Genomic DNA, 11,487 nt, shown 5'->3' with positions numbered 1-11,487 from the left:
ATGTGCTAATCGTCTTCATGGTGTTGCTTCCTTTCAGGTTCAATGCCCTGAGCTTAATGCTCAGGGGAAGCAACGCCACCCAATCCTCAGTTCTTTTTCAACAGAGAACGGGACATCCCCAACACGCAACAAGATTGTACTTGGCGGACTGGTGATCAAAGCCGGCGCCGGCGATCTGCCGCCAGATGAACTGGTCGCGCTGCTGTCAGACTACATGAAGCGGCGGACGCAAATCCCTGCCGGCCACACGGATGATACGCCGCAGAGGCCTGCCGATTGATAAAGGGGATATGCCGATGTGCGATGCAACCGGGTTTCGCGAACAGGTGCACCGAATCATCGACGACCCGGCGACAAGTGAACCGTTGCACGCATATGCAGCGCGGGCCGTTGATCGCGATCCTGTAGACGTATTGACAGAACTGGACGTGTTGCACGCCCTATTTGCGGAGCATGTAAATGCGCTGCTCAACACGTCCAACGCCGAGTACTAATCAGTTCTCAGAAAACGAGTTCCGACACGCCAGCGCTAATCCAGCCGTGAGACGGTTTTCGTTCTCTTGAAATTAGCGATCCAAAGCTTGAGCACTTTTTGAAAGAACGGCTTGCCGAATTTGCCGATTTTCGCGTCCGGTTCCAGTACATGAGAGTGTGGTATGATGTCGAAATTGATTTCGTCTATGATGATCCAAAGGCGCAAATCCGAATCCAATCCTGCACGCCTTTTTTCAATTTCAGGAATCTCCACACCGAGTGCACTTCCCAGTGGCGACCTGCTGGTAATCGGCATGAGATAGACAGCGCTATGGTCTTTCCGTTCAACCCTGTAGGCGACCGCAGTCGGTCGGGGCTTGCGTCCTTCGGTTTCACCGCGATCTGCTTCTCGGCTCCAAAGAAACTGGTATTCAACAACTGTCCCGGTTCTGATTTCGTCGTAGCTCATTCGACAGGTTCGCTTTCGCCCAGATATTCCTCGATGCCGGCTACCAATTCATCGTGCATTTCGTCGGGCAGGTCTTTGGACAGGAACGCTTGTCTCGGTCCATCTGTTTTCGTCAGTTGGTCGTAGTGCTCTTTGGTCATGAGGACATATCGCGACTGTTTATGCTTGGTGATCGTGATCGGTGCGCGAGCGGCGGCCATCAGGACTTCGGTGTGATTTCGGCCCAGCTCAGTGGATGAAAAATTGCGACGTGGCATGATGTGAGGCTCTTCAACTACAAAATACACATTTTTCGCATTTTACGAAAAACACGTAAAAATGTCAACGCGAAACATCTATGCTCAATTCCTGCTATTTGTCGCAACCGCTGGTCTGCACACTGGCCCGAAACGCTGTCCGGGCCAATGCTGCTTTTTTGTGACTTCGCTACTGTTTCAGTTTCGCCATTTCTTCCGCGAGCGTGAACAGGGCGCGATTGAGTTTGACATTCTGGTCGATGCCTTTCACCTCCTTTGTGACGTTGCGGCGGATGCGGCCATATCTGTCCTTGCTGCGGGTGCGCAGATTGCCCTTGACCAGATTTTCCTGAACGCGGTTGAAGGTTGACCAAAGATCGTTGCCGCTGTCGCTCCTGCGGCGGCAATAATTCACCTGATCGACCGTGACCGGCGCGTCGGCGGCGCTCTCGACATTGAAGCGCAACGGGATCGCCGCGCGGGCGAACACCTCTTGCTCCTCCCGGTCAAGCCTGACCGATTTCATCCGGTCGACGGCTTCGGCGCTTTCATCGAATTGGTCCACAACGGTGAAGGTTCCTTCGATCACATTGTCCAGAACGTCGCCCGTGTGTTTGACGCGCACATCCTGCCAGCCATTGCCGAGTATGATGCCGTTGGCGCAGGCAAAGCGAATGAGACCGGCGATGAGACGAAACGCGCTGGAACCGTCATGCGAGTTGATAAGCACAAGTTCCGGCGCTTCCTTGGCGTCGGCGTTGTCTTCCTTGCGCAGGCGAATCAGGTGTTTCTGAAACCCGTTCCGGCTGCGGTTGCGCACGGCGGCTTCGGTCACGCCATGGATGTTGAATCCCTCCTGCATCAGACCGGCCAGTATGTCGCGGGTCGGGACATAGCAGTAAATGTCGGACCGGCTTTCGTGCTGATCGGCTGCCAGAATGCTGGGTGCTAACCGTGCCGCTTCGTCCAGGGTGATGGGTGTTCTTGAGTAATACATTTGTCTGGCTCCGGGTCGTATTCAGTTGATGGGCTGGAAATCTTCACAGCCGCACATCGTGCAGGCTTCGGGCGGCTGTTCGCGGTTCACCACGCGGTCGCAGTTCTGGCACTGGTAGTTGCAATAGCGGCGCGGCTCGTCTCCGAATGGCACATCATCGGCAGCGTTTGCGGTCTCGGCCGGACGCACGGCCTGAACCAGATCGGCCCTGCCCCGCGCATCCAGGATTGAGACAGCGCCGGGATTGCTTGCGACCATTTCCTCGAACGTCGCGACCGCTTCATACGGCTCCGGATTTTCCTCTGGCATGACATCGCCGTTTTCGTCATAGCCGCCGAAAATGCATGTCGGCTGTTCGGCTGCCCACCCGATGGCGCGCTCAAGCATTTCAATGGAACGGAACGCGAGCCGTCGGGCCGCCCTGTCGGCGGCGTGGTGCGTCGGAATGTGTGTTGTGACCAATTCGCTGTGATCTGCTGACATCGTTTTTTCCCTTCTCGAAAATCGGATCGGGGGCAGGACCCCGTCCTGCTTCCGAGCTCGTGCGGAACAGCGGGTGAGAGGGGGGCAAGGTGAAAATCGGGAGGGGTATCGCCCACCCGCAGCGAAGCGCAGGGCAGCGCAGCCGTGATTTTTTCGGACAGGTTTCCTGGCCGCAAAAATTATGGGGAGACCCGATTTTCACCTTGCCGGGGAGAGAGGGCAGCGCCCTCTTTCCCCGCTTCACAAACAATGCAACCGCCAAAGGCGGTTCCTGAAACTCATCTGCCTGAAGGATCGATACCGCATGGCGACGACGACGCGATGACGCCTGCGGTTCTCGGGACAAAGCGCTCATCGAGACGTTTTGGCCTTGGAACAAGTTGGCAAGCATCGCCATCGGCTTCGCTCGGCGCAGCCGACCGGGAGCCTGGCCCGGCTTGGCGGATACGCCCGAACAACGAGTATTACGGGAAATCCGTGAGCTGGCAGACGAGAGATGGTCTCCCGATACGTCTACCAGAATGCGGAATTGGTGCTCAGCAGCACCCTCACCAGAGCTGTCTGGCTTCTTACGCCGGTCTTGTCGAACATGCGCTGCAGGTGGGTACGGGCGGTGTTGATGCTGACGTCGAGAATGGTGGCCGCCTGCGCCAGGTCATGCCCTTCGATGATGAGTTTCGCGAGACGTGTCTGCGCCGGAGACAGGCTGTAGATAGTCTCTGCAGCTGCAAGCCGGCGTTCCGTCATGTGTTTGTCGTGGAAGCTTATGAGGATTATGCCGCCGTCGACGATGACCCAGCAGATCTGCAGATTAACGTCCTGGTCGTCGCACACAACGACCGGCACTGCACCGCACATTGATAAACCTGTTGCCGGCACCGTGTTGTTCTGGTGGAAAACCCTATAGTACCTTTCCGAGATGTGCGACGCCCAGCGGATGGCTCCGCGGAGGGCTTTGTCGCTGGTCCTGTTCCGCGCACGCAACCGACCGCCGCTGATTAACAAACCCTGTTGGCCCGGAAAATATTTCTCCGCCGCGCCGTTCATCCAAAGCAGGGTTGCGTCGGCATCGACCTGAAGCAGTGGGCCGGGCGCATAGTCGATACGGCGCTGCATGACGATGGCACAGGAAATCTTCCATCCTCCGTTTTCCCTCTCCAGGATCCGCATCTGGTGCTGTACGCCCGGATTGTCCAACGCATCACCGGTTTTCGGTGCATGCTGGTCGAATGTGGCCCAAGCCAAATTCGATCCAATCCGGATATCGATGCGCTCGCGCCGGACCCTGGCAATGGCAGAGGCTTCGGGCTCGGGAAATTGCTCCATGCTGTGTTTCATCTTGGCACCGATCTGGTCCCAACCTTCGTCCATGGCGGTGCTGCCATCGCCCAGATGGGACCATTTGCGGATATGAGGAGCGTGCAGCCAGCACCGTTTCCAAGATTCATAATCCTTGCTGAAATAGGCTACCGTCTCCGCCTCGATCACTTCGAGAATGGCAATCCGGTCTTCGCAATCGGGTGCGCTCATCCTGGTATGAACTCCATCATCGGCACTAAAAGACAATCAGCGCAACACTTCAATAATGACGGCGAGCAGGCCGACCACGGCTGCGAATGCCACAAGCGGTTTCATGCCCTCACCATTCGGCGCATCGAAGCGGCAATAATAACGATCTTCTGCGGCAGCATCCAAACGGACCGGCGATGGAGATTCCTGAAGATGAGGAATGATCAACAAATTGATGTCCACGAAGTACCCCTCGCAATTCGCAAAGAGAAAATCATAGCTCATGGCGGCAATCCGGATTGTCATGCGGATGCACGACAAGGTGTGATCTCGGCACCCATTTCATGTTCATCATTGCCCGGCTCATGCGGTTGCAGGACGGGCGATCGGAAACTACCGCGGAGCAACTGCGCAGAGGATCGAAACCGGATGGCGAAGACGACGGGATGGGCGCCTGAGGTTCCCGGAACAAGTTGGCAAGCATCGCCATCGGCTTCGCTCGGCGCAGCCGACCGGGAGCCTGGTCCGGCTTGGCGGACACGCCCGGACCAATCGTACCGGAGCCTTTATGGCGACAACAGCGGCATCCCTTCGCCCTTTATCGCTTCAGTTTTTCGCTTCGATATAGGGGAGCGACCTTTTCCTACTTTGCAAATGCAGCGGCCCTCTGTAGTAGAAACGTTAACGCCAGATACAGCAATAAGAGGACCCATAGATGGCTCGAAGACCACGCACGCTAGCGGAAATCGACACAGAGATCGAAGCGCTCAAGCAGCAACGCCAGAAGGCATTGGATCAACGCTCTGCCCTTATCGGAAAGCTTGCGGCAAAGGCCGGACTGGTCGAGCTGGATGTGCCGGATGCAGAGCTGTTGAAAGAGTTCGGAGCAATCGCAGACCGGCTTCGAAATCGCTCAGGCCCAAACGCCAAAACCGCCACCGCCGCCAAATCTGCAGGCAATGGTTCTCCGTCAGCGGCCAACCCCTCTTCCGGATCATAGGGGCCGAAGCCGAAATGCGCACTGGATCTAGGCGGACCCCATGATCCGCAAGCCCGGGCAGCTTTCCCGTAGAATGATGTTCGTTGCGATCGCAGGCTTCACAGCCGCAGCCGCGGCGACCTACTGGTACTTCATCGTCTTGCGCTCCTATACCGGCATGGACGGCCGGCCGTTTCCGCTCTTGCGGGTCTACGTCCAGGCCTGCGTCAATCCGTTCGACCAGGCCTATTGCCAACAGATCATGGGCGCGATGCGGCCGGTGGACGCGAACATCTTCAAACAGGGCACCCTGCTTGCGGCCGGCTTCGCGTTTCTCGCCATCGCCGCACTGCTTTACCTCATATGGGACCGGGGCCTGCGTGTGCGACCCATCATCATCAAGGCCGGCTTTACCGTCGCCGGCATGAAAGAGCTCCTGGAGGCCACGAAGAACGAGATCAGGATGTCGCGGAAAGGCATCCGCTGGTTCGGCGATTTTCACCTGAGCCGTCTGCGCGAGGTCAATCATGTCCTCGTCTTCGGCGCGATCGGCGGCGGCAAGACCCAGACCATCATGCCGCTGCTTCGAAACGTCATGGCGCGCGGCGACAAATGCGTGATCTTCGATTTCAAGGGCGACTACACATCGATGGCCTATTCCAGGCCGCCGGGGACAAAGGACACGCGCCCTCCCACTATCCTGGCGCCGCACGATGCTCGCTCCGTCATATGGGATATCGCCAGAGACCTGCTGGTCGAGGAAGATGCGATCGAGGTCGCCAACCGCATCATCCCGGAGAGCCGGGATCGCTTCTTTTCCGATTCAGCACGTACGGTCCTGGCGCTGTGCATCATCTATCTGATGAAGACCAAACCCGGCCGCTGGACCTGGTGGGAGTTGATGGAAGCGACGCAACTGCCGCTGGAGACCCTGCAGAAATACGCCCAGACCTATCACCGGGACGCTCTCACGTTCCTCAATGCGGATTACCGCCAGGTCGCGGCGACGATCTCAACCATGGCCGCCGGCCTTGGTCCTGTCCGGATGCTTGCCTATGGCTGGCGCGACAATGACGACAACCACGCCTTCTGCCTTCGCCAATGGCTGTTGGACGATGACACGAAGAACCGGACCCTCGTCCTGCAGCGGTCCGGTCGCTTTCAGGACCAGTCCGAGGGCTGGATCTCCGCGTTCCTGACCGTCATGTCGGCCAACGTCTCCGATGTGTCTTTCGGGGAAAGCACCCAGCGCCGCGTATGGCTGTTCCTGGACGAATTCGCCCAGTTGCCGAAGGTCCACCGGTTCGAGGCGATGCTGGAGACGGGCCGGTCGAAGGGCCTCGCATGTGTGCTCGGAATCCAGGGCCTGGAACAACTGGTCACCAAATACAGCCAGCAGATGGCCGATCAGGTCGAGTCCCTCGTCGGCACGAAAGTGGTGGCCAAGATCAATATCGGCCAGACGGCGCGAAAGCTCGAGGAACAGTTCGGCGAAACGCTCTTCATATCCCATCGGCAGGACACCATCGGCACCGGCCGGCTGAAATGGATTCGCGAGGAGAAAAGGGAACCGGTGATGCATCGCTCCGAGTTCCAGACGAAACTGGGGCCGATGCTGACGAAGAAGGGAATTTATGTGCTGGTCAGCGGGCTCGGCGAGCATCTCTACCGGGTCGTTGTCCCCTACTCGACGATCAAGCAGCTGCGCGATCCGGAACAGCCGGCCAAGTGGACCACGCAATTGCGGAAGATATTCTCCGATCCGCAGGCGCGGAAGGTTCAGGAAGCCATGACCGCACAGGAAGCCAGACGCTTCGACAGATCGGGAATGGATATGTCGTCCGAACGCAACGCGCGCGGACAAGACAAATCAGACGGTCGTTCTTTCACGGATGAATCCTGACCGCACGTTCCTCAGCGGGCTAAGGCGTGCGGGGCTACCGCCCCCCGGGATGAGGGGCGGTTTTACGCAGGTTCAATCGATAAATCCGAAAATCAGAGCAGACTCCGCACGTTGCAAAGCGAAGTCCCGAAGCCGGTGGAAATGCTCGGCGAAGTCTTCGCCTTCAAGCGTGCATGAAAAATGTCCCAATGCCATGAGCGTGACCGCCACGCCAGCGGAATCGGCGCTCATTTTGCCCTCGAAATAGTTGCCTTCCCACGTCATGAGGAATTCCTGGGACTGGTCCGGGCACATATAAAACCCGCCATTCGAAAGCTCGAAAAAAGTCCAGAAGCCGCCCTGGCATTGCCTGCTGGCGCGGTCCATCAGGGCGTACACGCAGGTTTCAAATCGCAGGTAATTCTTGCCTGCGTATTTTGGCAGAAACTCCATACGCTGCTTCTCGTCGAGGACAGCTTCCGCGCTGATTGTTTCGTCGGTCATTTCAGTTCTCCTTTGAGCCGCTTTCTTCAGACGCGGGAAAAGACAGCCGGCCGGATAAGCCGGCAGATCCGGACCCAACACGGCCGCCGCCCGGCGGCGGGCGGAGCGGGCGGGTCTTGATCTGCCGGCGCGGGCGGCTGGAAGCGTGAGACTTGAAGAAACCGGTTCAAAGGGGATGAGGAAGACACACGGGAAAGCGATGCCGCTGCTCAAACCGGGCGCAACCGATTGCTTATGGCAAATCCTGGAAAATCAGACCACCGCGTTGCCAATCGCCAGGCAATTGCGCCGCTTCGGTCGTTGAGGCGCCGAAGGCCGGAAATCACTTTTCCTGGTCGCGCTCGATGCCGAGCGATTTTAGCGAACCCCTGGAACCGGTTGCGTCACCCTGCCTGCCGATCGCTTGCGCCTTACCGAGATCCGGCGGCTGGACCGGCGTGCGGCCCTCAAAACTCACATGCTTGCCGATGACAGCCGATGCGGGAAGATCATCGGAATTGCCGACCAGAACTTTCGTCGATGTCCCGACCATGTAGTGCCGGCTGTTCTTGCCAAGAAGGGTCCCGTCGACGCGGTCCTGCGGCCGGACAACATCGAACACCCGCTCGTGGTTGTCCGCCCTCTGCAGATACACCGATCTCGCCTGCTCGACCACCGCGGCCTCAACCCTGGTCAATCCGCGGTTGAAGCCGGCGGGGTCGATGACCGCATCCGGGCTTATGTCGGGCTCAGTGGCAAGACCTGAGTGATGCGCGAGTTGATCAAACCGTCCTGCAAGTCCGATGGTCCGCACCGGATCAAGTACGATGTCGTACGCCGTGCTGCGACCGCCCTGTTCTGTCCGCCGCAACACGCCTTTGTCTGCAAGATCATTCAGATCCCGCGTCGCCGTCGCCGAGGAGGCGCCTGTTATCCGCTGATACGGCTTGGAGGACAGTCCCTGCGCCAGCCGCTCCGGTCTTTCCTGGAAAACCCGCCTTAGGGCCTTTTCCTGCCGCTCGTTCAAAAGACCGGCGTGCCTCTCGAAAAACTGGTTGCGGCTGTTGATGTATCGCGCCTCCTGTGCGGCGAGTTCAATCCCCCGTTCCATGGCTTGTCCAAACCACGATATGAACGGTGTGACATCGAGCGCACCCTCGCGCGGAACCGTTGTTTGGGCTGCTTGCAGGGCGCTGTAATAAGCGTCCTTGTCTTCCTGAATGGCACGCGACAGGCTGAAGGGCGCTTGCCTGAAGACCGTTTCCCGGGCCGCGATGTAATCCGCGACCGCCCGGCCGATGCGGCCATTGCCGTCGGAGTACGGATGTATGGTCTCGAACCATAGATGGCCGATCGCGGCGCGCGCCGGCGTGGCGTAGGCCTCGGCGTCCGGCCCATCAGGCCCGGTCCGGCCGATCCAGTCGACAAGTCTTTCCATCTCCGTCTGCAAACGCTCGGGCAGCGGCGCTTGGAAGTGAATTTCTCTGACCTCTCCCTGCTTCACCGTCACAACCTGCATGTCCTGTCGGCGAAGCCGGCCGACCTCCTTCATGAACCGTTCGTTGCGAAACAGCTGTGCATGCCAGTCATTCAGGCGTGCCACCGTGAGCGGCCGTGCGGCCTCGCGCACATCGAGCATGACCTCGGCGACCCCACAATAGTTTCCGGCCGCCGCCTTGCCGTCGCGATCCCGCAGGGACGCGATCAGCGACTGCGTCATCTCCTCCGGATCCAGAACCTCGCCTTCGATCGCAAAGGAATTGACGCTTTCTGCCGAGACCTCCCGAACGAAGGTGTCGAACTGTTCTGATTCGGACAGGCTTTCGCGCAGGCCTGCCAGCTCACCGGCCTTGCCCGTGACCTGCTCAAAGACACGCTGCAGAGCTCTGGCGTCATAGGTCATATTGGGCCAGGCATCGGTTTCCCAGATATAGGCCATACTGTTCTCCTGATCGGAATATATGGCATATTCTCATCAAGAGAAAAGCGCTTTTGATTAGATTAAAAGGAATAATCTCATCAGCGAGTGTCCATCGCCGGGATCGCACGAGCGCCGCGGGCAAGCTCGACGATCATCACATCGCGTTCCGGCCACACTGTCCATGCGCTGCCGATCTCATGCCAATTCGATCCTGTTTCCGGTGGTCTGTTTCCGGTGGTCTGGCCCCCGTGTTCAGAACTGAAAATGGTTTTTCCTGCGCCGCGCCTTGATCGGCTTTCCATCGGCCCCGATGCGCACCGCAACCTTTGGCGACACACCGTAGGCGCCGTTGCCGTTCAGGCGGACGAGCAAATCCGCGTCGGCAAACTTCGTGCGCCAGCGTGCGATGGTTGTAACATGGATTTCCAGGCGCCGGGCGCTGTCTTCGACCGAGCCGATTCGACCCTCGTCGCCAATGTCCTGACAGCAATCGGCAAGGATCCGGTAGGCGCTGTTGTGCCGGATCCGCTTGAAGTGCAGTTTCAATTGATTGAAGACCCGGATATTGACGCCGACCTGGTTGGGCTTCAGGACCGCCGGATCCGGAGTCGACTCGAAAAAAACGACATGGCTTGTGTCGAATTCCTGGGCCGCCTCCTCTATCATTCCCAAATTGCCCAATGATCCCTCCCGCAACATCCGGGTAGCCGTTTGTCTTCCGCGCTGCCTGAATGCGTGTCCGCAAGACTACAGTGCGGACCCGTTCCTGTCACGCCAGGAGATTTTCTGGAGTTGCCTGATGCGCACCGTGTTCGCCGTTTGCGCGGTACCGGAAGAAATCGCTCCGGAAGGGATCGGACAGCCCGGGTTGCCGCTTTCCGGTTTGAGCCTGCTTTGGCAGAACGATCACGATAGGGAAAATGGCGGGCACTTGCCCGCCATTCGTCTCGGGATCAGGCTGCCTCGGCAGCCGGTTCGCGGGCTGACCAGAGCATCAGATGCGTCACGTCATCGTCGCCGACCTCATCAAGGGCGACAATGTTTGCGTAAATCGCGAACGAACCCAGCTCTGGCGCCGCCAGCCTGACCGACAGGTAGGCATTGCCGGTGTTCCCGGAAACGCGCTTCCAGGCCGCGCCAAGCTCGTAGCCGCTGTTGGTGGTGATCCGCCAGTCCGGCTGGTTCCCGTCGCCGGCTCGCCCATTGGGTACGACCCTGATCTGCCTGCGCAGCGCCATGGTGGTGAGTGTACCGACATAATTGCCGTTGTCATCGAGGGTGAGCGTTGCAAGTCTGGTGGACATGATGATATTCCTCTTTTGCTGTCAGGAACCATTTCCTGATGGCCATCCGTCGGCATGGCGATCGTGACAGGAGGCAATGAGAAACGTACGAGTGGCGCGGCTCGCAGCCCGTCAGGGCGAGAACACGGTCGTGCTTTTCGACATTGCGTCGTGGAGCAGCCATGCAAGGTTTGCTCATCAGGAAAAGGGCTCTGCCGGCATCGATCGGGTGAGGAATGCGTCATGTCCACGAGCGAAGGCCAACGACACCCGCTGCGATTGGCACCCGCTCAGGAACGCGCTGACAAAGCGAACGACAAACAGCCAGGGACACCGTCCCGACCGACGGTACAGAAGGGAAAACATCGGCTGCTTGATGACCCGTTCCGGAAGGAGCGCGGGACGCAGACGATGCATCCGAACGACGATACCGCCACAGCACGAGGGCATGTGCAGCGGTTCTCAGGACCGCTTCACCGTCGCAACGTTACGTCGCCGAGGACCGCCGATCCGCTCGCACTGTTTGCCGGATCAACCCTCGTCCGGACCGCGAAGGTGCTTTTGCAACAGATCGAATGAGGACACGACCAGATCGACCGTCCGCCACGTTTCTTCGTGCTGGTCTTCCAAAGTTTTGGTGCGAACGGTTCCGGGGATGTCCCGTTCTCTGTTGAAAAAGGAACGGGCAGCGTTGCGGTTTCATGATTAGGCGGCCTGCGCCATGTCGTCAACCTGGTTGCTGTCGCCCGATCCTGCGCCATGTCTGTGGAG

16 protein-coding genes are annotated in these 11,487 nt (G+C 58.7%); 6 read left to right on the top strand and 10 right to left on the bottom strand.

The window, feature by feature from the left end; all coding sequences use genetic code 11:
- On the top strand, positions 1-280 hold a 280-nt coding region (locus E4M07_RS28400; protein WP_246660653.1), incomplete at its 5' end, for a conjugal transfer protein TraD.
- A gap of 16 nt (positions 281-296) precedes the next feature.
- A complete protein-coding gene (locus tag E4M07_RS28395) occupies positions 297-494 on the top strand; it encodes a hypothetical protein (RefSeq protein WP_136661790.1) in 198 nt (65 codons plus the stop codon).
- Between the two features lie 35 nt (positions 495-529).
- Here E4M07_RS28395 and E4M07_RS28390 read toward each other — a convergent pair whose 3' ends face one another.
- The 6 genes from E4M07_RS28390 to E4M07_RS28365 all read right to left on the bottom strand — a co-directional run bounded on the left by E4M07_RS28390 (position 530) and on the right by E4M07_RS28365 (position 4,453).
- Positions 530-943 carry a hypothetical protein gene (locus E4M07_RS28390; protein WP_136661789.1) on the bottom strand — a complete coding sequence of 138 codons (414 nt, stop codon included), beginning with the start codon at positions 941-943 and terminating at the stop codon, positions 530-532.
- Positions 940-1,200, bottom strand: coding sequence for a type II toxin-antitoxin system prevent-host-death family antitoxin (locus E4M07_RS28385; protein WP_136661788.1), 261 nt, complete (start codon positions 1,198-1,200; stop codon positions 940-942). The genes E4M07_RS28390 and E4M07_RS28385 overlap by 4 nt, the downstream gene beginning before the upstream one ends.
- Positions 1,201-1,369: 169 nt before the next feature.
- On the bottom strand, positions 1,370-2,176 hold the full coding sequence (locus E4M07_RS28380; RefSeq protein WP_136661787.1) for a DUF932 domain-containing protein: 807 nt from the start codon (positions 2,174-2,176) through the stop codon (positions 1,370-1,372).
- Between the two features lie 21 nt (positions 2,177-2,197).
- Complete coding sequence (locus E4M07_RS28375; RefSeq protein WP_136661786.1) at positions 2,198-2,659, bottom strand: hypothetical protein; 462 nt, start codon at positions 2,657-2,659, stop codon at positions 2,198-2,200.
- A 513-nt stretch (positions 2,660-3,172) separates the two neighbouring features.
- The gene (locus tag E4M07_RS28370) at positions 3,173-4,189 is read right to left on the bottom strand and encodes a LuxR C-terminal-related transcriptional regulator (RefSeq protein ID WP_136661785.1); all 1,017 of its coding nucleotides are present in this window, start codon (positions 4,187-4,189) and stop codon (positions 3,173-3,175) included.
- A 36-nt stretch (positions 4,190-4,225) separates the two neighbouring features.
- Complete coding sequence (locus E4M07_RS28365) at positions 4,226-4,453, bottom strand: hypothetical protein (protein ID WP_136661784.1); 228 nt, start codon at positions 4,451-4,453, stop codon at positions 4,226-4,228.
- 430 nt (positions 4,454-4,883) lie between these two features.
- Here E4M07_RS28365 and E4M07_RS28360 point away from each other — a divergent pair, with 430 nt between their 5' ends.
- Together E4M07_RS28360 and E4M07_RS28355 are read left to right on the top strand one after the other, a co-directional pair.
- Positions 4,884-5,168, top strand: coding sequence for a TraC family protein (locus E4M07_RS28360; protein WP_136661783.1), 285 nt, complete (start codon positions 4,884-4,886; stop codon positions 5,166-5,168).
- Positions 5,169-5,208: 40 nt separating this feature from the next.
- On the top strand, positions 5,209-7,050 hold the full coding sequence (locus tag E4M07_RS28355) for a type IV secretion system DNA-binding domain-containing protein (RefSeq protein ID WP_136661782.1): 1,842 nt from the start codon (positions 5,209-5,211) through the stop codon (positions 7,048-7,050).
- A 72-nt stretch (positions 7,051-7,122) separates the two neighbouring features.
- On the opposite strand, the gene E4M07_RS28350 is transcribed toward E4M07_RS28355, so the two are convergent.
- Positions 7,123-7,533: an antirestriction protein gene (locus E4M07_RS28350; RefSeq protein WP_136661781.1), complete on the bottom strand. Its 411-nt coding sequence runs from the start codon at positions 7,531-7,533 to the stop codon at positions 7,123-7,125.
- Between the two features lie 145 nt (positions 7,534-7,678).
- Here E4M07_RS28350 and E4M07_RS29270 point away from each other — a divergent pair, with 145 nt between their 5' ends.
- Positions 7,679-7,837, top strand: coding sequence for a hypothetical protein (locus tag E4M07_RS29270; RefSeq protein WP_169054457.1), 159 nt, complete (start codon positions 7,679-7,681; stop codon positions 7,835-7,837).
- 18 nt (positions 7,838-7,855) lie between these two features.
- Here E4M07_RS29270 and E4M07_RS28345 read toward each other — a convergent pair whose 3' ends face one another.
- The 3 genes from E4M07_RS28345 to E4M07_RS28335 all read right to left on the bottom strand — a co-directional run bounded on the left by E4M07_RS28345 (position 7,856) and on the right by E4M07_RS28335 (position 10,737).
- Positions 7,856-9,451: a DUF4172 domain-containing protein gene (locus E4M07_RS28345; protein ID WP_136661780.1), complete on the bottom strand. Its 1,596-nt coding sequence runs from the start codon at positions 9,449-9,451 to the stop codon at positions 7,856-7,858.
- A 234-nt stretch (positions 9,452-9,685) separates the two neighbouring features.
- Positions 9,686-10,114: a hypothetical protein gene (locus E4M07_RS28340; RefSeq protein ID WP_136661779.1), complete on the bottom strand. Its 429-nt coding sequence runs from the start codon at positions 10,112-10,114 to the stop codon at positions 9,686-9,688.
- A 272-nt stretch (positions 10,115-10,386) separates the two neighbouring features.
- Positions 10,387-10,737 (bottom strand): DUF736 domain-containing protein, encoded by a 351-nt coding sequence (locus tag E4M07_RS28335; protein ID WP_136661778.1) that lies wholly within the window; start codon positions 10,735-10,737, stop codon positions 10,387-10,389.
- 222 nt (positions 10,738-10,959) lie between these two features.
- Between E4M07_RS28335 and E4M07_RS28330 the strand changes: the two genes are divergently transcribed.
- Positions 10,960-11,295: a hypothetical protein gene (locus E4M07_RS28330; RefSeq protein WP_136661777.1), complete on the top strand. Its 336-nt coding sequence runs from the start codon at positions 10,960-10,962 to the stop codon at positions 11,293-11,295.
- The last annotated feature ends 192 nt before the right edge of the window (positions 11,296-11,487 follow it).

The organism is Nitratireductor sp. XY-223, assembly GCF_004959855.1.
GTDB lineage: Bacteria > Pseudomonadota > Alphaproteobacteria > Rhizobiales > Rhizobiaceae > Hoeflea_A.
The sequence above is the reverse complement of the archived record's forward strand: the minus strand, read 5'-3'. Positions and strand labels throughout refer to the sequence as shown.

Coding starts and splice junctions, on each gene's coding strand:
- E4M07_RS28385 (WP_136661788.1), bottom strand. CDS start 1,200: ATGCCACGTCGCAATTTTTCATCCACTGAGCTGGGCCGAAATCACACC.
- E4M07_RS28390 (WP_136661789.1), bottom strand. CDS start 943: ATGAGCTACGACGAAATCAGAACCGGGACAGTTGTTGAATACCAGTTT.
- E4M07_RS28375 (WP_136661786.1), bottom strand. CDS start 2,659: ATGTCAGCAGATCACAGCGAATTGGTCACAACACACATTCCGACGCAC.
- E4M07_RS28335 (WP_136661778.1), bottom strand. CDS start 10,737: ATGTCCACCAGACTTGCAACGCTCACCCTCGATGACAACGGCAATTAT.
- E4M07_RS28365 (WP_136661784.1), bottom strand. CDS start 4,453: ATGAGCTATGATTTTCTCTTTGCGAATTGCGAGGGGTACTTCGTGGAC.
- E4M07_RS28355 (WP_136661782.1), top strand. CDS start 5,209: ATGATCCGCAAGCCCGGGCAGCTTTCCCGTAGAATGATGTTCGTTGCG.
- E4M07_RS28360 (WP_136661783.1), top strand. CDS start 4,884: ATGGCTCGAAGACCACGCACGCTAGCGGAAATCGACACAGAGATCGAA.
- E4M07_RS28330 (WP_136661777.1), top strand. CDS start 10,960: ATGTCCACGAGCGAAGGCCAACGACACCCGCTGCGATTGGCACCCGCT.
- E4M07_RS28350 (WP_136661781.1), bottom strand. CDS start 7,533: ATGACCGACGAAACAATCAGCGCGGAAGCTGTCCTCGACGAGAAGCAG.
- E4M07_RS28370 (WP_136661785.1), bottom strand. CDS start 4,189: ATGAGCGCACCCGATTGCGAAGACCGGATTGCCATTCTCGAAGTGATC.
- E4M07_RS28380 (WP_136661787.1), bottom strand. CDS start 2,176: ATGTATTACTCAAGAACACCCATCACCCTGGACGAAGCGGCACGGTTA.
- E4M07_RS28345 (WP_136661780.1), bottom strand. CDS start 9,451: ATGGCCTATATCTGGGAAACCGATGCCTGGCCCAATATGACCTATGAC.
- E4M07_RS28395 (WP_136661790.1), top strand. CDS start 297: ATGTGCGATGCAACCGGGTTTCGCGAACAGGTGCACCGAATCATCGAC.